Annotated in this window: 16 protein-coding genes; 12 read left to right on the top strand and 4 right to left on the bottom strand. The window is 63.7% G+C overall.

Annotation, left to right across the window (positions count from 1 at the left end; genetic code table 11):
• The first annotated feature begins 28 nt into the window (after nt 1–28).
• From tfpZ to ACYVJ8_RS09585, 8 genes are all read left to right on the top strand, one after another.
• The gene (gene tfpZ, locus ACYVJ8_RS09550) at nt 29–829 is read left to right on the top strand and encodes a TfpX/TfpZ family type IV pilin accessory protein (protein WP_460711727.1); all 801 of its coding nucleotides are present in this window, start codon (nt 29–31) and stop codon (nt 827–829) included.
• 237 nt (nt 830–1066) lie between these two features.
• Entirely contained in the window at nt 1067–1501 is a 435-nt protein-coding gene (locus tag ACYVJ8_RS09555) for a pilin (protein WP_460711729.1), read from the top strand.
• A 64-nt stretch (nt 1502–1565) separates the two neighbouring features.
• Nucleotides 1566–3488 (top strand): hypothetical protein, encoded by a 1923-nt coding sequence (locus ACYVJ8_RS09560; protein ID WP_460711731.1) that lies wholly within the window; start codon nt 1566–1568, stop codon nt 3486–3488.
• Between the two features lie 5 nt (nt 3489–3493).
• Complete coding sequence (locus ACYVJ8_RS09565; RefSeq protein WP_460712132.1) at nt 3494–4771, top strand: oligosaccharide flippase family protein; 1278 nt, start codon at nt 3494–3496, stop codon at nt 4769–4771.
• Between the two features lie 55 nt (nt 4772–4826).
• Nucleotides 4827–5801, top strand: coding sequence for a class I SAM-dependent methyltransferase (locus ACYVJ8_RS09570; RefSeq protein WP_460711733.1), 975 nt, complete (start codon nt 4827–4829; stop codon nt 5799–5801).
• Between the two features lies 1 nt (nt 5802).
• Complete coding sequence (gene asnB, locus ACYVJ8_RS09575) at nt 5803–7743, top strand: asparagine synthase (glutamine-hydrolyzing) (protein WP_460711735.1); 1941 nt, start codon at nt 5803–5805, stop codon at nt 7741–7743.
• Nucleotides 7706–8905 carry a glycosyltransferase family 4 protein gene (locus tag ACYVJ8_RS09580; RefSeq protein ID WP_460711737.1) on the top strand — a complete coding sequence of 400 codons (1200 nt, stop codon included), beginning with the start codon at nt 7706–7708 and terminating at the stop codon, nt 8903–8905. Before asnB ends, ACYVJ8_RS09580 begins: the two co-directional genes overlap by 38 nt.
• Entirely contained in the window at nt 8902–9828 is a 927-nt protein-coding gene (locus ACYVJ8_RS09585) for a glycosyltransferase family 2 protein (protein WP_460711739.1), read from the top strand. Before ACYVJ8_RS09580 ends, ACYVJ8_RS09585 begins: the two co-directional genes overlap by 4 nt.
• Here the strand turns inward: ACYVJ8_RS09585 and ACYVJ8_RS09590 are convergent.
• The gene (locus tag ACYVJ8_RS09590) at nt 9792–11015 is read right to left on the bottom strand and encodes a glycosyltransferase (RefSeq protein WP_460711741.1); all 1224 of its coding nucleotides are present in this window, start codon (nt 11013–11015) and stop codon (nt 9792–9794) included. The two genes, ACYVJ8_RS09585 and ACYVJ8_RS09590, sit on opposite strands and share 37 nt — an antisense overlap.
• Nucleotides 11012–11881, bottom strand: coding sequence for a glycosyltransferase family 2 protein (locus ACYVJ8_RS09595; protein ID WP_460711743.1), 870 nt, complete (start codon nt 11879–11881; stop codon nt 11012–11014). Before ACYVJ8_RS09595 ends, ACYVJ8_RS09590 begins: the two co-directional genes overlap by 4 nt.
• Nucleotides 11882–11997: 116 nt before the next feature.
• Here ACYVJ8_RS09595 and pilB point away from each other — a divergent pair, with 116 nt between their 5' ends.
• Genes pilB through coaE form a run of 4 tightly spaced genes read left to right on the top strand, consistent with a single transcriptional unit; the run spans nt 11998 to nt 16535 of the window.
• Nucleotides 11998–13722, top strand: a complete 1725-nt coding sequence (pilB, locus tag ACYVJ8_RS09600; protein ID WP_460711745.1) for a type IV-A pilus assembly ATPase PilB — start codon at nt 11998–12000, stop codon at nt 13720–13722.
• A 3-nt stretch (nt 13723–13725) separates the two neighbouring features.
• Nucleotides 13726–14982, top strand: a complete 1257-nt coding sequence (locus ACYVJ8_RS09605) for a type II secretion system F family protein (protein WP_460711747.1) — start codon at nt 13726–13728, stop codon at nt 14980–14982.
• Between the two features lie 18 nt (nt 14983–15000).
• Complete coding sequence (locus ACYVJ8_RS09610) at nt 15001–15870, top strand: prepilin peptidase (protein WP_460711750.1); 870 nt, start codon at nt 15001–15003, stop codon at nt 15868–15870.
• A 44-nt stretch (nt 15871–15914) separates the two neighbouring features.
• A complete protein-coding gene (gene coaE / locus ACYVJ8_RS09615; protein ID WP_460711752.1) occupies nt 15915–16535 on the top strand; it encodes a dephospho-CoA kinase in 621 nt (206 codons plus the stop codon).
• A 10-nt stretch (nt 16536–16545) separates the two neighbouring features.
• Here coaE and ACYVJ8_RS09620 read toward each other — a convergent pair whose 3' ends face one another.
• Nucleotides 16546–17481 (bottom strand): Nudix family hydrolase, encoded by a 936-nt coding sequence (locus ACYVJ8_RS09620; protein ID WP_460711754.1) that lies wholly within the window; start codon nt 17479–17481, stop codon nt 16546–16548.
• Between the two features lie 83 nt (nt 17482–17564).
• The gene (gene secA / locus ACYVJ8_RS09625) at nt 17565–20294 is read right to left on the bottom strand and encodes a preprotein translocase subunit SecA (RefSeq protein ID WP_460711756.1); all 2730 of its coding nucleotides are present in this window, start codon (nt 20292–20294) and stop codon (nt 17565–17567) included.
• Between the last annotated feature and the right edge of the window lie 137 nt (nt 20295–20431).

The raw sequence follows: 20431 nt of genomic DNA on the forward strand, positions 1-20431 counted from the left end.
CCCTGACGACACCATTCAACCGATCGCCATGACCCGTTGGAAAGCCTCAGCCGTCCATCTTTCTCTGAGCGTTGCCGTACTCGGCCTGATCGCTGCCATCCTGATCTGGCGCTGGTATCCGCCTGGCCTGTTCCACATGGCCAGAGCCGACAGGTTGTTCTACACGATCGCCGGCGTCGACGTGACGTTGGGCCCCCTGCTTACCTTGATCGTCTACAAGCAGGGCAAAAAGTACCTGAAGCTGGATCTGTCGGTCATCGCCCTGCTTCAGATCGCGGCGATGGCGTATGGTCTGCACGCGATCTGGCAATCCCGTCCCGTCTATCTGGTGGCCGTGGTCGATCGTTTCGCACTGGTGTTCGCCAACGAGATAGATCCGAAAGACCTCCGCGCTGCGCCCGAACGGTTCCGATCGCTCCCCTGGCTGGGACCGCAAACGGTCGCGGCGCCACTGCCTGAGGATCAGGCGAAGCGACAGGACCTAATGTTTCAGACTCTCGCTTCGGGCAAGGACCTCGAGGTACTCCCCCAGCACTACGTGCCCTATGGCGATGCTGCAGAAGCCCTGCTGGGGCGCGCTTTGAGCGCCGCGGAATTCGCCAAACGACTCTCGCCCGCGAACGCGGTGAAGTTCACTGCGGCGGTCGAGGGCCTCTCTCGGTCCGATCTGAGCGTGTTGCCGATCAGCTCGAGCCGTGGCGATGCCACGATGATTCTGGACGCGACCGACGGCCGCCCCCTGAAGCCGGTCGCGGTGGACCCATGGCCCGTCTTCAACGTGTTGATGAAAGACAGTTCGCCCTCGATTAGGGAAGGCAAATCTCGATAACTGCCGCAAAACGTCGTGTTTTGCCATTTTTTGTCAGCATCATTCGCGGCCTCTTATTACGGGAACGTTCACATCGTGATGCCCAACCCAATTTGGAACACAAACCCCCCCTGGCCGACATTGGCATGCACTCTGCGTATACAGTCATGGCACGTGCAGCGTTGCACGGCTGCCCAACGGACCGGAAAGCCGGTCGTGCGGCACGTGAAGTTCCAACAAACTCCTAGGGGAAACACCATGATCAAGAACCAGAAAGGCTTCACCCTGATCGAACTGATGATCGTCATCGCGATCATCGCGATCCTGCTCGCCATCGCCATCCCGGCCTACCAGGACTACACCGTCCGCGCGAAGGTCACGGAAGGCGTTGTCGCTGCCGCTCCGGCCAAGCTCGCCGTGTCGGAATCCGCCTCGTCGCTGGGTGGCCTGAACAACGTGACCGCCGCCAACTCGGGCTTCAGCTGGGCCGCCGCCACCTCGACCTACGTTTCGACGGTCGCTTTCGGCGCTGGCGCCAACCCGACCATCACGGTCACCACCCGCAACACGGGCGCTACCACCCAGCCGGTTCTGGTGATGACCGCTACGCAGGTGAGCTCCTCGTCGCCGATCAAGTGGGTCTGCACCCACACCGCCGGTGCTGCCGCGCACGTTCCGGCTGCCTGCCGCTGATCCACGCTGTAATGCTGTACAAGAATCCCGGCGTTCGCGCCGGGATTTTTTTTGGAAGCCGAAAATGAAGAATGGCGCCGTCACACCCTGGATCCTGCTTCCCTGCATCCTGCTGGTCACCGCCATTGCCTACTGGCCCGGACTGCATGGGCCGTTCGTTTTCGACGACGAAGCGAACTTCGCCGTCCTCAAGCCCTGGCTGGAAGGGCAAACCGACTGGCAGCACGTGGTGTTCGGCGTCGACTCGGGCCCGGGAGGCCGGCCACTTTCCATCGCCAGCTTCGTGCTGAACGCCTGGATGGGCGGCTTGACGCCGTTCGCGTTCAAGGCAGGCAATCTCGTCCTGCACCTGCTCAATGGCGTGTTGTTGTATGCACTCGCGAGCCGCCTCGTGCGGCGCGATCCGGTCTACGCGCCCTATGCGTCCTTCGCCGCGCTTGCGCTGACGGCGGTCTGGTTGTTGCACCCCTTGTTGGTGGGCACGGTGCTGTATTCCGTGCAACGCATGGCTATGCTCAGCGCGACGTTCGTGCTGGCGGGGATGCTGTGTTACTGCAACGCACGTGCGGCATTCGATGCCCAAAGGCAGCGTGTCGCGTGGGCATGGCTGTTCATTGGCGTCCCCGTCGCCACGCTCTTGGCCGCTGCGGCGAAAGAGAATGGACTGCTCCTGCCCGCATTCTGCGGCGTGCTGGAACTGTGCTACTTCCGCCCTCAATCCGGCCGACGCCCCGCTGCGTTGCGGGCATTCTTTGCGCTTTCCATCGCACTTCCCGCCGTCGCAGGCATTGGGCTTTTCGCATTCAAACCAGCGCTGCTGCTGGGCGGCTATGCAAGCCGATCGTTCACTCTGTGGGAACGGCTTCTGACCGAAGCCCGCATCCTGTGGGACTACGTAGGCAACATCCTCTTGCCCTATGGCCCCAGGATGAGTCTCTACCGCGATGACTACGTCATATCGACCAGTCTGGTGTCGCCTTCGAGCACGTTGCTCGCAGTGATGGGATGGGTAGCGGCGATCGTTATCGCTTGGCGCCTTCGCGCCAAAATACCTGCTGTGCCTGCGGGACTTGGAATTTTCTTGGTCGGCCATGCCATGGAGTCGACTGTCATACCCCTGCTGCTCTATTTCGAGCATCGCAATTACCTTCCGGCCTTCGGCATCCTGTGGGCCGCCGGCGGACTACTGCTCTGGGGAGCCACCAAGGTCGCACCGCACATGAGCCGCCCACGCCTGGTTTTCGGCGCAGCCGTGCTGCTCGTGCTAGCGGGCCTCGCGCTGGCCGCGCACAACCGCGCATGGATCTGGGCTAGCAAGGACACCCTTCTGGCGGCGTCGGCCAAGGCTAGCCCCGGCTCACGGTGGGTGCGCATGGATATGGGGCTGACCGCACTGCAGAAGGATCCGATCGATACGGCCGCTGCGCGCGCCGCCTATGCAGCCCTGCAGGCGCAACCCGATCCGATCAGCCGGCAGATCGGCGCGCAAGGCCAGGTCGCCGTGGACTGCGGCGTCGATAACCGCGTGGACGCCTCCAAGCTCGACCCGATGTTCGCCCGCACAGGGGCGATGATCGAGCCTGATCAGCTGCGCATGATCGAGATGCTAGGCGGCGCCTTGCTGCGCGTGCCCTGCGATGGTCTTTCCAAGGAAGATTTCGCCTCGCGACTGGGGAACTGGCTCGACAAGTCGCCGACGCCGGAAGCCGTGCGGGTGAAACAAAACCTCCGATTCCTGGATGCGCAGCTTTGGCTGGCATCAGGGCAGCCCAAGCAAGCGTTGCAGCAGGCGACGCTCAGCTGGAATTCGGGAGCGCGCGAGTTCCCCTTCGCCGCGCTGATCATTGAAACGCGCCTGATGCTTGGCCAGCGCCAGGAGGCTCAACAACTCCTGGACGAGACGATGCAGAGAATCCCCGCCAGCGATCGCCGTGCGAACGAGGTATTCAACGATCTGCAAAGAAGGATGACGGACGCCGCACAGTGAACCTGATGAAGCCACTGTCGGCGATATTCGGCTGGCGCCCTGGTAGGCTCGCGGCCAACGCCGTGCGCGGCACGGCAATGTATGGTGTGCGCCTAGCCGTCCAGGCGGTCTATTTCGTCGTGCTGGCGCGCTTGCTGGAAACGCATCAGTTCGGTGTCTTTTCAGGCGTGTGGGTGCTCTGCGGCTTCCTGGCTACATTGGTCGGACTGGGATTTCCGGTCGTAGTCTTCCGGACGACCTCGCTGTCGCCGGTCGAAGCGCCAGCGTGCGCTGGGCGAGGACTCCGGGTCGTCGCATTCACTGCGGTCCCTTTGGCGGCGCTGGCCGTACTCATTGCCACCTATGCATTCCCCGAGGCGCCCAGACTTGCTACGTTGCTATTGCTGGCGCTCAGCGAAGTAACGCTGGTCCCCACGCTGACGCTGATTGCAGGGCTACACCAGGGCAACGAACGCCTTGGCAGATCCCACACCATCTTCGCCTCGCTCTGGAGCGTCCGTCTCGCCGGCTTGGCCATCTATGCGGCGTCCGGTCGCAGAAGCCTCGATGAGGTAGTCCTAATCCATACCTGCATCACCGCCCTGGCCACGATGGCATGGCTGGCTGTAGACCGGCATCACTTCACATCTCCCTTCCGCTCGCCCAATCCAGATTTCAGCGAAGTCCTGATGGGAATATCCTTCGCGCTCAGCGGCGCGGCGACCATCGCGTTTACCGAGTTGAACCAGTCGATAGTTCTTGCGGACGTTGGCGCCGTGCCCGCGGGGCTGCTGGCGGTGGCGTACAAGTTCATCATGCTGTTCATTGCCCCCCTGTCGGCGCTTTCCCAGGCTATTTCTCCTCGGCTCGTTAGGGCGTACTCAGGCACCAGAGCGCCATCGGGCAACGGCCGCGTACTTGTCGGCGCGCTTTTGGCGGCAGGGCTCGCCATCTCCTGCGCCGTGCTGGTGGCCTCGAACTTTCTCTCCGAAATATTCGGAAGCGGATACCAACAAGCAGAAAGAATGGTCCGAATCTTCGCGGTCCTGCCTTTGTTTACCGGCATTCGCCTTATTTCCGTCAGCACTCTGATGGCCGCATCGAGACAATGGCTTCGGGTATTAGGCGAACTGACATGCCTGAGCCTTGGGCTGACGCTAAACATTGTCCTCATCAAGCGGCACGGCCTAGATGGCGCCGTCAGCGCCATCTTGTTGACCGAAATATCGACTGCACTTCTCATGGGCGCACTTGCCATCCACACGGTCCGCCGAGCAGACAAACAAGCCGAAGGAGTGCGATAAATGGGTTCCGCCTGCCGCATCTACTCGTTCCAGCGCTTTTGACCGACTACCCAGTATGAATTCTGAATCGCAGACAATCGTCGACCCAGTGGAGCTGAGGCCGCTTGCCCTCGAAGGCGAAGGGCTCAGGGCGAACAATGGAGCCTATTACCCCATCGTCCGCGGCATCCCGCGCTTTGTTCCACCCGACAACTACGCGGACGCTTTTGGCGAGCAATGGAATCTGTTTCCCAAGACCCAGCTCGACTCGCATACCGGGCTGACATTGTCGGCGGACAGATTGGCTCGCTGCATGCGCGGAGAACTGTCCCAGGTCAGCGGCAAGCGAGTGATGGAAGCCGGGTCAGGCGCCGGCAGGTTTACCGAAGTCCTGCTCGACCACGGAGCTATCGTCGACTCCTTCGACTACTCCGCAGCAGTCGAAGCCAACGCTGCGAACAACGGAAAGAGCGAGCGCCTCACTCTCGCGCAGGCAGACATACGCCACATTCCCTTCCCTGATTCGCGGTACGACTACGTGATCTGCCTGGGTGTGCTGCAACACACGCCCGATCCGGAGCAAAGCATTCGCTCACTCTGGCAAAAGGTAAAGCCCGGCGGTGCACTGGTCATCGACCACTACCGCTGGAAGCTGCGCAATTTCATGCCGCCGCCGCTGGGCGTCGCCGGGATCGTTTACCGCCGCTACTTTCTTGGGCTTCCGCGCGAACGGCAGTACGCCGCGGTAAAAAAAGTGTTCGATTTCTGGTTTCCGTGGGTGTGGCGGTTCCGCGAGTCGAAGATCGCGCAGTTCGTTCTCAGCAGGCTCAACCCTATCGTCTCGTACTATCCCCACTTTGGGCTTCGGGATCGGAATATGTACTACGAGTGGATGCTTCTCGACACTCATGATGCGATGACCGACGTCTACAAACATCGACGGACGATCCGTGGAATCACGCGTGTGCTCGAGGAGCTGGGTGCGACGTCTATAACCGTGACGCACGGCGGCAACGGGGTCGAGGCCTTCTGCCGCAAGCCTGCGACCTGACATGTGCGGAATAGCCGGCCTCGTCGATCCAGCAGGACCCACGCCCGCGCTGCGCGGCGTGCTCGATCGCCTCGCCCATCGCGGGCCTGACGACCATGGGATGTGGCTGGACGAAACCGGCACTTTGGCGTTGGGACATCGGCGCCTGTCGATCATCGACCTGAGCCCCGCCGGCCATCAACCGATGACGTCGGCGTCGGGACGCTACGTCATCACCTACAACGGCGAGATCTACAACCATGCCGAGCTGCGCCGCGGGCTCGAACTGGAGGGCGTCTCCCCGGCATGGCGGGGGCATTCGGATACCGAAACGCTGATTGCCGGATTCGATGCGTTTGGAATCGAAGAAACGCTACGCCAGGCGAATGGCATGTTCGCTCTGGCTGTCTACGACAAGGTTCGCCGAGAGCTCACGCTCACCCGCGATCGCATGGGAGAAAAGCCGCTCTACTTCGGCTGGCTCGGGGAACGCTTCGCCTTCGCTTCCGAACTTTCCGCATTGCGCTCGGTACCCGGCTGGGCACCCCGGATGGACGGCAGCGCGGTCGCCTCCTTCCTGCTCGCAGGGTACGTTCGCGGGCCGCAGTCGGCGGTTCAGGGAATCTATCGGCTGCCTCCGGCTACGCTCATCCGCTTCGCCATCGAAGACCTTGCACAGCCACGCGACTGGTCCTGGCTCGCTGCACGTTTGCAGCCCTATTGGTCGCTACGCGATGCGGCGCTGGGTGGGATAGCGCAACCGCTCGACGTCGATGCCCAGCGCGCAGCCGATGGGCTTGAGTCGCTTCTCCGCGATGCGGTGCGGATGCGAATGATGTCCGACGTCCCACTCGGTGCGTTCTTGTCCGGGGGCATCGACTCGAGCCTGATCGCGGCGCTGATGCAGAGCGAATCGAACCAGCCGGTGCGCACGTACTGCATCGGCTTCGAAGAGCGCGAGTTCGACGAAGCCCCGCATGCACGGGCGGTCGCAAGACATCTGGGCACGGAACACACGGAGCTGTATGCGGGACCTTCCGACGCCCTGAACCTGGTTCCCCGTCTGGCGGAAACGTTCGACGAGCCCTTCGCGGATCAGTCGCAGATTCCGACGCTGCTGCTGTCTTCGCTGGCCAGACGCCATGTAACCGTTGCGCTATCCGGAGACGGTGGCGACGAGTTGTTCGCGGGGTACGGCCGCTATTTCGCCATCGCCAAGTTGTGGAGGGGACTGCAACAGATGCCCGACCTGGCACGCCGCTCAGCCGCACCACTACTGGGTGCGATGGGTCGGACGCTGCGGCCGATTGCATCGATTGCGGGGCCCCAGCGGGCCATTCCCCACAGGCTCGAGCGGCTTTCCGAGCGACTTGCGGCGCCTGACCTCGACGCGTTGCGCCTGTCCTTCATCAGTGGAGGCGCTGCTCCGAAATTGCTCAGGAACCGGCACGTGCAAGATCTCGCGTACTGCCTGCCTCCCGCGACGATGCATGACGCTCTCACCAGGCTGATGTTCGCGGATCAGCTCGACTATCTTCCGGACGATATCCTGCACAAGGTCGACCGCGCCTCGATGGCGTTCGGGCTGGAGACGCGGGTTCCACTGCTCGATCATCGCGTCGTGGAATTTTCCTGGCGGCTGCCGTCCTCCCTGCGCGCCACTCAGCATCACGGCAAGCTGCTTTTGCGCCAGGTTCTGGACCGTCATGTGCCAGCGTCGCTTCTGAATCGTCCAAAGCAGGGTTTCTCTCCGCCTATTTCCATCTGGCTACGTGGCCCGCTGCGGGACTGGGCCGAATCATTACTGTCCGAGAGCGCATTGCGCGATCTCCCCATGTTGAACAGCAACAACGTGCGTGCCCTGTGGGACGCTCACGGCAAACAGCGCATGGATGCCGGTCAGGCGCTATGGAATGTTCTGATGCTTGCCGACTGGCGGCGTCGCTTCTCGGCATCGGCGTGACATGCGGGCGCCACGCATGCGGATCATCGTTGTTTCCGATCTTCCACACTTCGTCACCGGCGGCGCCGAAATGCAGGCCTCTCGCCTGATCGAAGCGTGGCTGGATCAAGGTCACGAAGTCATCTGCCTCGGGAGGCGGATGGGCAAGGGTCCAGTCGCCATCGGTCGGCATCGCATGGAAGTGCGGCGCATCCGCACCGCGCAAGGATTCGGGCGCCTGGGACGCGCTGTGACCTACGCGTTTTCGCTGGCCTGGCAGCTCATCACGCTCCGCCATTGGGCGGACGTGGTCTACACGCGCTTCCTGGGCGAGGCAGCCGCCACGGCCGCGCTGCTCAAGCGAAGTGGCGTACTTCGCGCGCCGCTCGTGGCGACGCCCGCGAATGCCCGTGGCGCCGGCGACATCGCCTTCCTGCAGGGCACGCCGTTCTCCCAGCGGATTCTTCGGCTCCTCGATGCGCAGTGCGATGCGATCAACCTGATCGCGCCCGAAATGGCCGACGAACTGCGCGAAGCGGGTTTCAATGGCCGTAACTTCAGCCATATACCCAATGGCATCGCGATGCGACCCGAACCCGACCGTCGTCCTGCCGCATCGGTGCGCTTCCTTTCAGTGGGCCGCCTGTCGACACAAAAGGGCTATGACATCCTGATCGATGCGCTTTCGCGCATTCGCGAGCAGTTGTCGCCTGGGCAATTCACGATCGTCGGCGACGGTCCCGAACGCGAGACCCTACAAGCGCTCTCGCACCGGCATGGCGTGGCCTCGTACATCCTTTGGGCTGGCGAGGAGGATCAAGCCGCAGTACGCCAGCGGCTGGAGAGCGCAGATGTGTTCGTGCTGCCCTCTCGCTACGAAGGCATGTCCAACGCGGGACTCGAAGCCATGGAACGTGCGCTGCCGATGGTCTTGACCCGTTGCGGAGGCTTGGATCGCCATATCGATTCACAGATGGGCTGGGTCGTGCCGACGAACGACGCCGCCGCGCTGGCGACAGCGATTTCCCAGGCTATCGCAGCGCCCGCGAAACAGCTGACGGAAATGGGTCAGCGTTGCCGGGACAAGGTTAAGCACGAGTTCGATATCGCGGTAACGGCAGAGCGCTACGTCGAGTTGTTCGGACAACTGCGCCGATCGGATGTACGGGAGGGCATTTCGTGAGCGCGCCTTCGCGGATCAGCGTGGTGATTCCCATGTACCGCGACGGAGCGCGGGCGCTATCGACGTCACGGTCGATGGCGCGGCAAGCGCTGCCTGCGGGCACCGAGCTGGAGGTCATCGTCGTCGACGATGGCTCCAATGACGGGTCGGCGGAACTGCTGGCCGGCGAATCCAGTTTGCGCCTCGTCCGCTTTCCGGAAAATCGCGGCCGCTCCGCCGCGCGCAATGCAGGAGCGGCGGCAGCGACGGGATCGGTCATCGTCTTCATGGACTGCGACTGCGAGCCCACGCGGAACGATTTCCTGCTCAATCACCTGACCAGCCTGGCGTCCGGTGGGGTGGCTAGCACCGGCCACGTCACCGGAACCGGGGAAGGCTTCTGGCATCGCTATCAGCAGGAAGCTTCGGCCAGGCGGGAACGGCAGCACGCACTCGGCCTGCCCGGATCAGGAAGCTCGCAAAACTTCGCCGTCCACAAAGCGGCGTTCGCTGAGGTGGGCGGGTTCGATGAAGCGTTCCGCCGCTATGGCTTCGAAGATCGCGACCTACTGCTGCGGCTCAGCGCCATCGGCAAAGTCGTGTGGACACGTGAAGCCGTCGTACGGCACCTGGACGAGATCAGCCTGAGTGAAGTCAGCCGCAAGATGATGGAGGCAGGTTGCATCACGGCGCCGTTGTTCTCGGCACGCCATCCGGCGTCTTACCAGGCCCTCGGCTACGCAGGGATCGACGCGGAGCAGCATCCCTGGCTCCGACCGGTCGGCCTTGTCCTCGGCCCCGTCGCCTTGCGAGCAGGCAAAATTGTGGATCCCCTGCTGCGTCGGAAGTGGTTCCCGTATGGCGCTGGCAAGCCGATTGTCCGTGTGGCCAGCGCGCTATCGTTTCTTTACGGAACCGTGCTGCGGGCTCGGCCTAACGTTTGAGCGTAGCCGTCCGCAACGATGGACCAATCGAAGCGGTGGGCGACATCATTGCGCAGCATCGCCGCACGCTCGGTTGCAGTACCGGCGTCGTGCATTTGCTCGATGATCGCTTTCGCCAAAGCTTTCACCTCACCCGGCGGCACCAGCTTCACCAGCATCGGATCGGGAAAGGCCTGGCGCACGGCCGGCAGATCGCTCGTCACGATCGGACACTCGCACCCCGCCGCCTCGACCGACACGAGTCCAAGGCCTTCCTGATCGCCCGACTTTGCAACGACGAAGGGGGCCACGAACACGGCGGCGCGTCGGTATAGCGCGGGCAACTCCGTTTGCGCGACCGGACCGATGAACTTCACTCGGTCTTCGAGTTTCAAGTTTGCCGCTTGGCGGCGGCACTCCGCTTCTTCCGGCCCGAATCCGGCCACGGTCAGATAGGCATCGGGATGCACGGAAAGCACCTCAGGCATCGCGTCGATCAGATGACGCAATCCCTTCTTCTCCACAATCCTTCCAACGAAAAGCAGTTCGTGCCGCGAGCGCGTTATCGAAGGATCGGGCGTGAAACGTCCCTGCAAATCCACGCCCATGGGCTGCACCGAGACCTTGGCGGTGTCGACGCCGATGCGTGCAAGCTCGTCGCGCATGGCCGAGCTCACTACGGTCAGCGCGCTGGCGCGACGTGCGACCCAGCGCTTGAGCGCTTGCAGCGGCGCGGCCTTCAAGGCGAAAAGATCGGCACCATGCGAGGTAACGACCAAGGGCGGCGCCGCCCGGTAGAGCAGGCGCATCGCGGCGGCGATCAGTCCCTGCGGCAGCAGCCAATGCGCGTGGATCACCTGCGGACGACGGCGACGAAGCGTACGCAGCACGGCCCAGGCCATGCTCAGCACGAACGCGGGCACCAGTGCCCACTTCCATGCGGCGCGCCGCAGGTTGGTGACGATGCCTCCGTCGTTGACCAAGGTCTCGTAACGCTCGGGTGCATACCGATAACGCACGACCTCGACGCCATCCAGGACTTCCTTGACGGCGGCTCCCTGGGCATGGGGGCAGATCACGGTGACATCGAAGCGGCCAACCAGCCGACGCGCGAGTTCATGCACGAATCCGGGTTCGGGGTCGCCCGACCAGCGCGGATAGGTCGAGGCTAGCACCAGCAATCTTGGCCGCTCGGTCGCGGAACTCATTCCCTGCGGTCGCTCGACCGTGCAGACAGGTAGGTCAGGCCGGTGATCTGCTCGGAAACCAGGCCAATCAGGAAGATGATCACCGACGCACTGAACAGCAGCAGGCTCATGTTGGTGAAGCGCCCATACTGGCTGTAGGTCCAGGCGTAGTTGCTCAGTCCGAGCACGAAGAAAGTCAGCCCGACCGGCGCAAACAGCTTCAACGGCGAATACAGCGTGGCGATGCGGAAAATGATCAACAAAAACCGCACCCCGTCCCGCAGCGGCCGGATGTGACTGCGCCCCACCCGCGCAGCCACCGGCACCGGCACATAGGCGACCGGATAAGCGCTGCGGAAGAAGGCCATCGTGCTGGTCGTGGGATAGCTGAATCCGTTAGGCAGCAGGTGCAGGAACTCGCGGAACTTGTCCGCACGCACGGCGCGGAATCCGGACGTCAGGTCCTCGATGCGGTGCCCGGTCATCCAGCTCGCGAGGCGGTTGTAGAACGCGTTGGCGGCCCCCCGGCCCGCGTTGGCCTGGCCGCTGGCATCGCGGGCCCCGACCACCATGTCGAACCCTTCGGCGAGCTTGTCGAGAAGGCGGGGAATCAGGGCCGGATCGTGCTGCCCATCGGCGTCCATGAATACGATGACGTCCCCGGACGCCTGCCGGGCGCCCCGCTTGATGGCGGCACCGTTGCCCATGGAATAAGGCGAAGACAGGACCCGCGCACCATGAGCGGCGGCCAGCTCGGCAGTGCCGTCGGTCGAACCGTCGTCCACTACGATGACTTCCGCGTCGGGGAATTCGGCCCGCAGCTTCGGAAGCGTCCGCCCCAAGCCCGCTTCTTCGTTTTTCGCGGGAAGCACTACTGTGATGCGCATCTAGTTCCCCCTGACAATCAGGGGCCTAGATTGCGAAAAAGCGGGGCCTGGCGCAATGCGTGAGGGTCTCAGAATGGGGTAAAGTCGAGTACGGGGAGCACCAGCCAGGGGCCAGCATGAACACTATCGCCACAGCCAATCTGGTGGGTATTACGGGTATCGCTCGCCGGCTCGTCATGGACGGCTCGCTCGAGGAGCAGGCGGCTCGCGACGCCATGGCCGAAGCCACCCAGGCGCGAAAGCCCCTTACCAGTTACCTGATGGAAAAGCGGCTGGTGACCGCGCCGCAGCTGGCCGCGGCGAACTCCATCGAATTCGGCATTCCCTTGTTCGATGCTTCGACGCTGGATCCGAATCAAAGCGCGATCAAGCTGGTCAACGAGGAACTGGTCCGGAAGCACAACATCCTGCCGCTGTTCAAGCGCGGAAACCGCCTGTTCATCGGCATCGCCGACCCCACCAACTCCGCCGCGCTGGATGAAATCAAGTTCCAGAGCAACTTGGCGGTCGAGGCGGTCCTGGTCGACGAGGACAAGATCCACCGGATCATCGAGCAGTGGCTCGCCGCCGCCGATGCCCTCAACGAAGGGATGGAGGACGGCGAAGAGTTCGACAAGCTGGAGACCAGCGGCGGCGAGGACGACCTGGGCGGCGACTCGGGCGTGGACGCCAAGGGCGACGACACCCCGGTGGTCAAGTTCGTCAACAAGGTCTTGGTGGATGCGATCCGTCGCGGGGCATCGGATATTCACTTCGAGCCCTATGAAACCGAATACCGTGTGCGCCTGCGCATCGACGGCCTGCTCAAGCAGATAGCCAAGGTGCCAGTGAAGCTGCAGGCTCGCATCGCCGCGCGCCTGAAGGTCATGGCACAGCTCGACATTGCGGAAAAGCGGGTCCCGCAGGACGGGCGCATCAAGCTCAATCTGAGCAAGACCAAGCAGATCGACTTCCGCGTAAGCACGTTGCCGACATTGTTCGGCGAGAAGATCGTGCTGCGTATCCTCGATGCCAGCGCCGCCAAGCTGGGTATCGACAAGCTGGGCTATGAGGACGACCAGAAGGCCTTGTTCCAGGCCGCGATCATGAAGCCTTACGGAATGGTGCTGGTGACCGGTCCGACCGGTTCCGGTAAGACGGTGTCGCTCTACACGGCGCTGAACATCCTCAACGACGAGCATCGCAACATTTCCACCGTCGAGGATCCGGTCGAAATCCGCGTGCCGGGCATCAATCAGGTGCAGATGAACGTGAAGCGCGGCATGACGTTTGCGGCCGCGCTGCGCAGCTTCCTGCGCCAGGACCCGGACGTGATCATGGTGGGCGAAATCCGCGACCTGGAAACCGCCGAGATCGGCATCAAGGCGGCGCAAACCGGCCACATGGTGCTCTCGACGCTGCACACCAACGATGCGCCGCAGACCATCGCCCGCCTGATGAACATGGGCGTGGCGCCGTTCAACATTACTTCATCGGTGACTTTGGTGATCGCGCAACGCCTGGCGCGACGCCTGCACGATTGCAAGCGCGAAGCGAGCCTGCCGGAACATGCCCTCCTCGCCGAGGGCTTCACCCACGAGGAAATCACGGGTGGAATGAAGATCTACGAGGCAGTCGGCTGTCCCGATTGCACCGAGGGCTACAAGGGCCGTACCGGCATCTATCAGGTCATGCCGATGTCCGACGAAATCCAGCGCATCGTTCTGGAAGGCGGAGGCGCGATCCAGATTGCCGAGGCCGCCCAACGCGCAGGCATTCGCGATCTGCGAGCATCCGCGCTGCTGAAAGTCAAAAGCGGCACCACCAGCCTTTCCGAAATCAACCGCGTCACCAAGGACTAAACCATGTCCGCTACCCGCACCGCAGCCAAGCCAGCCGCTCCCGCCCGTCGCACTGAAGCGACGCCGCTATTCATCTGGGAAGGCACCGACAAGCGCGGCGTCAAGATGAAGGGCGAACAGTCCGCCAAGAGCGCCAACGTCGTTCGCGCAGAGCTTCGCCGCCAGGGCATCACGCCACAGGTCGTCAAGGTGAAGCCCAAGCCCATGTTCGGCGGCGCCGGCAAGCGCATCACCCCGCACGACATCGCCATCTTCGCCCGCCAGATCGCGACGATGATGAAATCGGGCGTGCCGATCGTCCAGGCGCTGGAGATCATGGGTGGTGGTCACAAGAACCCGAAGATGAAGGACCTGATCAATTCGCTCCGGGCCGACATCGAAAGCGGCTCGGCCTTTTCCGAAGCGCTCGGCAAGCATCCGATTCAATTCGACGAGCTGTTCCGCAACCTGGTCCGGGCGGGCGAGACCGCCGGTGTGCTCGAAACGGTGCTGGATACGATCGCCAGCTACAAGGAAAACATCGAGTCGCTGAAGGGCAAGATCAAGAAGGCGCTCTTCTACCCCGCGATCGTCGTCGCCGTCGCCATCCTGGTCAGCTCGATCCTGCTGATCTTCGTCGTGCCGCAGTTCCAGCAAGTGTTCCAGAGCTTCGGCGCAGACCTGCCCGCCTTCACCAAGATGATCGTCGCCATGAGCGATTTCATGCTGGCGTGGTGGTGGCTTCTGCTGCTTGTCGCGGTGGGGTCCGGAGTCGGCTTCATGATGTTGAAGAAGCGATCCATTGCGTTCGCGCACTTCCTCGATCGCATGATCCTGAAGGTGCCTGTGGTCGGGCAGATCATGCACAACTCCGCCATCGCGCGGTTCGCGCGTACGACGGCCGTGACCTTCAAGGCCGGTGTGCCGTTGGTGGAGGCGCTCGAGAGCGTTGCCGGCGCGACCGGCAACACCCTTTACGAGCAGGCCGTGCTTCGAATCCGCGACGACGTTTCCGTCGGCTACCAGATGAACATGGCGATGAAGCAGACCAACCTGTTCCCGCACATGGTCATCCAGATGGTGGCGATCGGCGAAGAAGCCGGTGCGCTCGACACCATGCTGTTCAAGGTGGCCGAGTTCTACGAGCAGGAAGTCAACAATGCCGTCGACGCGCTGGCCAGCCTGCTCGAGCCGCTGATCATGATCTTCCTCGGCGTGGTCGTCGGCGGCATGGTCATCGGCATGTATCTGCCGATCTTCAAGCTCGCCGCCGCGATCTGATCTAAGGCTCACGAACGCATGGCATTCCTCGACCAGAACCCCGCCATCGGCTATCCGCTGGTGGCGGGCTTCGGGCTGCTGGTGGGCAGCTTTTTGAACGTGGTGATCCTGCGCCTGCCCAAGCGGCTGGAGTGGGAATGGAAGCGCGATGCGCGCGACGTGCTGGAACAGCCGGATGTCTACGATCCGCCGCCGCCTGGCATCGTCGTGGAGCGCTCGCACTGTCCGCACTGCAAGCACCAGCTGAGCTGGTACGAAAACATCCCGGTCTTCAGCTGGCTGGCGCTGCGCGGCAAGTGCCGCAACTGCAAGGCGCCGATCTCCATCCAGTATCCGGCGGTCGAATTGCTGACCATGCTGCTGTTCCTGGCGGCGGTGTGGCGATTCGGGTTCGGCTGGCAGGGGTTCGGTGCGATCGTCTTCACCGGTTTTTTGGTCTCGATGTCCGGCATCGATCTGCGCACGCAATTGCTGCCGGACAGCTTGACCTTGCCGTTGATGTGGCTAGGCCTCATCGCCGCCTCCGACAACCTCTATATGCCGGTGAAACCGGCCCTGCTGGGCGCGGTGGCGGGTTACGCCAGCCTCTGGTCGGTGTGGTGGATCTTCAAGCAGCTCACCGGCAAGGAAGGCATGGGCCACGGCGACTTCAAGCTGCTGGCGGCGATCGGGGCCTGGACCGGGCTCAAGGGCATCGTGCCGACGATCCTGATTTCCTCGCTGGTCGGCGCGATCATCGGCTCGATCTGGCTGGCGGCGAAGGGGCGCGACCGCTCGGTGCCGATTCCGTTCGGCCCCTATCTCGCCATCGCCGGCTGGATCGTGTTCTTCTGGGGGCAGAAGCTGATCGATGCCTATCTGCGGATTTCGGGCCTGAGCCACGGCTGATCCGCCGGGCGCGTCCTCTCTGCGCGTAAGGCACTATCCCGCCCATGAGCCACTACATCATCGCCATCACCGGGGGCGTCGCCTCCGGCAAGAGCGAAGTGACGCGACGCTTCGAAGCGCTGGGGATCGCGGTCGCCGACGCCGATCTCGCGGCACGCACGGCGGTCGCCCCGGGTTCGGCGGGACTGGCGGCCGTGGTCGCGCTCTTCGGCGAATCGATGCTGGGCGCCGACGGCGGTCTCGACAGGCGGGCGATGCGCGAACACGTGTTCGGCGACGAGTCCGCGCGCCGACAACTGGAATCGATCATCCACCCCTTGGTGCGCGTAGAGCTGAGGCGCGAATGCGAAGCCGCGAGCAGTGCCTATGCGATTGCGGCCATTCCCCTGCTCGCCGAAGGTGGTGGGCGCAACGCGTATCCCTGGCTGCAGCGCATCCTGGTCGTGGATGCCGCACCGGACGTGCAGCGCGCGCGCTTGATCCGGCGCGACGGTATCGATGCCGCCTTGGCCGATCGCATGATCACGGCGCAGGCATCGCGGGCGCAGCGGCTGGCGATCGCGGACGACGTGATCGTCAATGACGGCGAGCTCGGCGCTCTCGACGAGCAGATCGCCGCGCTGGATCGGCTCTACCGAACCTTGGCCTCGCAGACGATCGCCTGAGGCGCCGCGACTACGCGGCCGGCCACAAACTTCGTATTGCCGCGATGCCCTGCGCGCCATGGCGGCGCGCTTCGCCGATATCGTCCGGCGTCAGGCCGCCGATAGCGTAAAGCGGCAACGAGACGGCCTCACGCAACGCGGCGAATCCATGCCATCCCATGGGCTGCGCGCCAGGATGCGACTCAGTCTCCCGAATCGAGCCGACGATCGCGAAGTCGCAACCGAGCGCCTGTGCCGCGCGAAGTTCTTCCAACGTGTGGCACGACGCGGCTACCGGAGCGCCCGCCGGCAAGGGCCGCTCGCGCAGATCGGACAGCTGCGCGGCGCGCAGATGTACGCCGATCCCGAACTGCTGCGCGAGATCGATGTCGGCATTGACCAGAACCTCGACCTCGGCCGCGCGACAGCGCGAAACGGCTAGTGCGACGAGCGAGTGCCATCGTTGCGGTTCGCAAGCCGGTGCACGCAATTGAATGCGCCTTGCGCCCGCCGCCAGCGCGCTATCGAGCGACGCCAGCCACGCGGCATCGTCGCTTTCGGGAGCGGGCGTCACCAGATAGCGATCGGGCTGGGTCAGCGCCGCCACTACCGGAATATCCGCGGGCGGCATCGCGTAGTCGGCCAGCTTGTGCGGCGGCACCCAGGCCAGCGCCTGCCCTTCGAGGCCACGGACCTGGCCCTGCCATGCGCGGATTTCGTAGACGTCCAGGCCCAGGCGCTTGTGTGCGTAGGCCTGGGGCACGCGGATAAGCGGAGCGCCGACCTCGACGGCGATGCCGAGTTCTTCCAGAAGCTCACGCGTCAGTGCGGCTTCTGCCGTCTCGCCCGGCTCGTGTTTACCGCCCGGGAATTCCCACAGGCCAGCCAGATCGCGGCCCTCGGTGCGGCGGGCCAGCAGGATGCGGCCGCGGTGGTCGCGGATCACGCCGGCGACGACTTCGATCATGCGGGGTGATGCATTCGATGCGGGTTGTGCCGGGGCACCTTCTCCCCGCAGGCGGGGAGAAGGAAACCAAAGGGAGCCCGGCCTTAGGCCAGCTGGCCGTGGCAGTGCTTGTACTTCTTGCCGCTGCCGCACGGGCACGGATCGTTGCGGCCGATGTTGGCGAACGCGGCGTTGGCCTCGGCGGCCTGCGCCTGCGCGGCTTCCTCGTCGGCGCCGAAACCGCCCATGTCCGGATGCTGGAACTGCATCTGCCGCGCCTGCGCCTCGGCGACGGCGCGCTCCTGCGCTTCCATCGCCGCGATCTCTTCCTCGCTGCGGATGCGCACGCGGGCCAGCAAGGTGACCACTTCGCGCTTCACCTTCTCCAGCATGTCGCTGAACAGCTCGAAGGCTTCCTTCTTGTATTCCTGCTTGGGCTGCTTCTGCGCATAACCGCGCAGGTGGATGCCTTGGCGCAGGTAGTCCATGCGCGCCAGATGCTCCTTCCAGTTCTGGTCGAGCACATTGAGCATGATGTGCTTCTCGAGCAGGCGCATGGTCTCCGGACCCAGCTGCTGCTCGCGGTCGGCGAAGTGCTTGGCAACGGCCTCCTGCACGCGGCGCGCGATGGTTTCGGCATCCATTTCCTTCGCTGCGCCCACTTCTTCCAGCAGCGGAAGCGCCAGGCCGAATTCCTGGTCGATCGACGCCTGCAGGCCCGCCAGATCCCACTGCTCGTCGATGGACTCAGGCGGCACGAAGCGGGCGACGATCTCGCCGACCACGTCTTCGCGGATGCCTTCGATATTTTCCTGCACGCTCTCGGCTTCGAGCAGTTCGTCGCGCTGGCCGTAGATGACCTTGCGCTGGTCGTTGTTGACGTCGTCGAAGTCGAGCAGGTTCTTGCGGATGTCGAAGTTATGGGCCTCGACCTTGCGCTGCGCGCCGGCGATCTGTTTGGTGACCAGGCCGCTCTCGATGACGTCGTCTTCCTTCAGGCCCATGCGCGCCATCGCCTTCTGCACCCAGTCGGCGGCGAAGATGCGCATCAGGTTGTCTTCGAGCGACAGGTAGAAACGCGAGGACCCCGGGTCGCCCTGACGGCCGGAGCGGCCGCGCAGCTGGTTGTCGATGCGGCGCGATTCGTGGCGTTCGGTGCCGACGATGTGCAGGCCGCCGGCGGTCTTCACCGCTTCGTGGCGCGTCTGCCATTCGGACTTCAAGCGCTGCTTGGTGACTTCGTCGATCTCGCCGCCGTTGTCGGCTTCGTGCGCCGCGATCTCCGCCTCCAGCGAACCGCCCAGCACGATGTCGGTACCGCGGCCGGCCATGTTGGTGGCGATGGTGACCGCGCCCGGACGTCCGGCCTGGGCGACGATGTGCGCCTCGCGCTCGTGCTGCTTGGCGTTGAGCACTTCGTGCGGGATGCCGGCAGCCTGCAGCTGCTCGCTCAGCATCTCCGACACTTCGATCGAGGTCGTGCCGACCAGCACCGGCTGCTGGCGCTTGTTGGCTTCGCGGATCTCATTGATCACCGCACGGTACTTGCCGTTGCGGTTGAGGAAGACCGCGTCCGAATGATCCTTGCGGACCATCGGGCGATGGGTCGGGATCACGATCACTTCCAGGCCATAGATGCTCTGGAATTCGTAGGCTTCCGTATCCGCCGTACCGGTCATGCCGGACAGCTTCTTGTACATGCGGAACAGGTTCTGGAAGGTGATCGACGCGAGGGTCTGGTTCTCGCGCTGCACCGGCACGCCTTCCTTCGCTTCGACCGCCTGGTGCAGGCCGTCGGACCAGCGGCGGCCGGCCAGGGTACGGCCGGTGAATTCGTCGACGATGATCACTTCGCCGTCGCGCACGATGTAGTCCACGTCGCGCTGATAGATCGCGTGGGCGCGCAGCGCGGCGTTGAGGTGATGGACGACGCTGAGGTTCTGCGCGGAGTACAGGCTGTCTTCTTCGCCCTGCAGGATGCCGGCCTGGCGCAACAGCTCTTCGGCATGTTCCTGGCCGGCTTCGGACAGGTGCACCTGCTTGCCCTTCTCGTCGACCCAGTAGTCGCCTTCGGCTTCTTCGTTCTCCTGGCGGCTCAGGCGCGGGACGATGCGGTTGACCTTGATGTACAGCTCCGGCGACTCATCGGCCGGCCCGGAGATGATCAGCGGCGTGCGCGCCTCGTCGATCAGGATCGAGTCGACTTCGTCGACGATCGCGTAATGCAGGCCGCGCTGGAAGCGATCGTCCTTCGACAGCGCCATGTTGTCGCGCAGGTAGTCGAAGCCGAATTCGTTATTGGTGCCGTAGGTGATGTCGGCGGCGTAGGCGGCGTGCTTGTCCTGGTGCGGCATGCCGGGGTAGACGACGCCGACGCTCAGGCCGAGCCAGTTGTACACCCGCCCCATCCAGGCCGAGTCGCGGCGGGCCAGGTAGTCGTTGACGGTGACGACGTGGACGCCCTTGCCTTCCAGCGCATTGAGGTAGGTCGGCAGCGTCGCGACCAGGGTCTTGCCTTCGCCGGTACGCATCTCGGCGATCTTGCCCAGGTGCAGGACCATGCCGCCGATCAGCTGGACGTCGTAGTGGCGCATGCCGAGCACGCGCTTGGCGGCTTCGCGGCAGACCGCGAAGGCTTCCGGCAGGATCTTGTCGACCGATTCGCCGTCGCGGATACGCTGCTGGAATTCCGGCGTCTTGGCCTGCAACTCGGCGTCGGACAGCTTCTGCATCTCCGCTTCGAGGGCGTTGATCTTGTTGACCGAGCGTTGCAGCTGACGGAGCAGGCGTTCGTTACGACTGCCGAAGACGCGGGTAAGCAGGCTGTTGAGCATGGTTGGGCCGAAAAAATGGAATAGGGTTTCGATACGGCGGAGCGCCGTTCGTTCCCGCAAAAGGAAAAAGGGCGCCGGGCGCCCTTTCTGGCACGTCGATTGTAGCTGGTGGCGACCCCGTACGCTTGCAAGGGTAC

The organism is Lysobacter terrae, from assembly GCF_054782215.1.

Excerpts from the sequence above, each read along its gene's own strand:
- ACYVJ8_RS09570 (WP_460711733.1), top strand. The coding sequence starts at position 4,827 with ATGAATTCTGAATCGCAGACAATCGTCGACCCAGTGGAGCTGAGGCCG.
- ACYVJ8_RS09590 (WP_460711741.1), bottom strand. The coding sequence starts at position 11,015 with ATGAGTTCCGCGACCGAGCGGCCAAGATTGCTGGTGCTAGCCTCGACC.
- asnB (WP_460711735.1), top strand. The coding sequence starts at position 5,803 with ATGTGCGGAATAGCCGGCCTCGTCGATCCAGCAGGACCCACGCCCGCG.
- secA (WP_460711756.1), bottom strand. The coding sequence starts at position 20,294 with ATGCTCAACAGCCTGCTTACCCGCGTCTTCGGCAGTCGTAACGAACGC.
- pilB (WP_460711745.1), top strand. The coding sequence starts at position 11,998 with ATGAACACTATCGCCACAGCCAATCTGGTGGGTATTACGGGTATCGCT.
- ACYVJ8_RS09560 (WP_460711731.1), top strand. The coding sequence starts at position 1,566 with ATGAAGAATGGCGCCGTCACACCCTGGATCCTGCTTCCCTGCATCCTG.
- ACYVJ8_RS09565 (WP_460712132.1), top strand. The coding sequence starts at position 3,494 with ATGAAGCCACTGTCGGCGATATTCGGCTGGCGCCCTGGTAGGCTCGCG.
- ACYVJ8_RS09605 (WP_460711747.1), top strand. The coding sequence starts at position 13,726 with ATGTCCGCTACCCGCACCGCAGCCAAGCCAGCCGCTCCCGCCCGTCGC.
- ACYVJ8_RS09610 (WP_460711750.1), top strand. The coding sequence starts at position 15,001 with ATGGCATTCCTCGACCAGAACCCCGCCATCGGCTATCCGCTGGTGGCG.
- ACYVJ8_RS09555 (WP_460711729.1), top strand. The coding sequence starts at position 1,067 with ATGATCAAGAACCAGAAAGGCTTCACCCTGATCGAACTGATGATCGTC.
- ACYVJ8_RS09620 (WP_460711754.1), bottom strand. The coding sequence starts at position 17,481 with ATGATCGAAGTCGTCGCCGGCGTGATCCGCGACCACCGCGGCCGCATC.
- tfpZ (WP_460711727.1), top strand. The coding sequence starts at position 29 with ATGACCCGTTGGAAAGCCTCAGCCGTCCATCTTTCTCTGAGCGTTGCC.
- coaE (WP_460711752.1), top strand. The coding sequence starts at position 15,915 with ATGAGCCACTACATCATCGCCATCACCGGGGGCGTCGCCTCCGGCAAG.
- ACYVJ8_RS09595 (WP_460711743.1), bottom strand. The coding sequence starts at position 11,881 with ATGCGCATCACAGTAGTGCTTCCCGCGAAAAACGAAGAAGCGGGCTTG.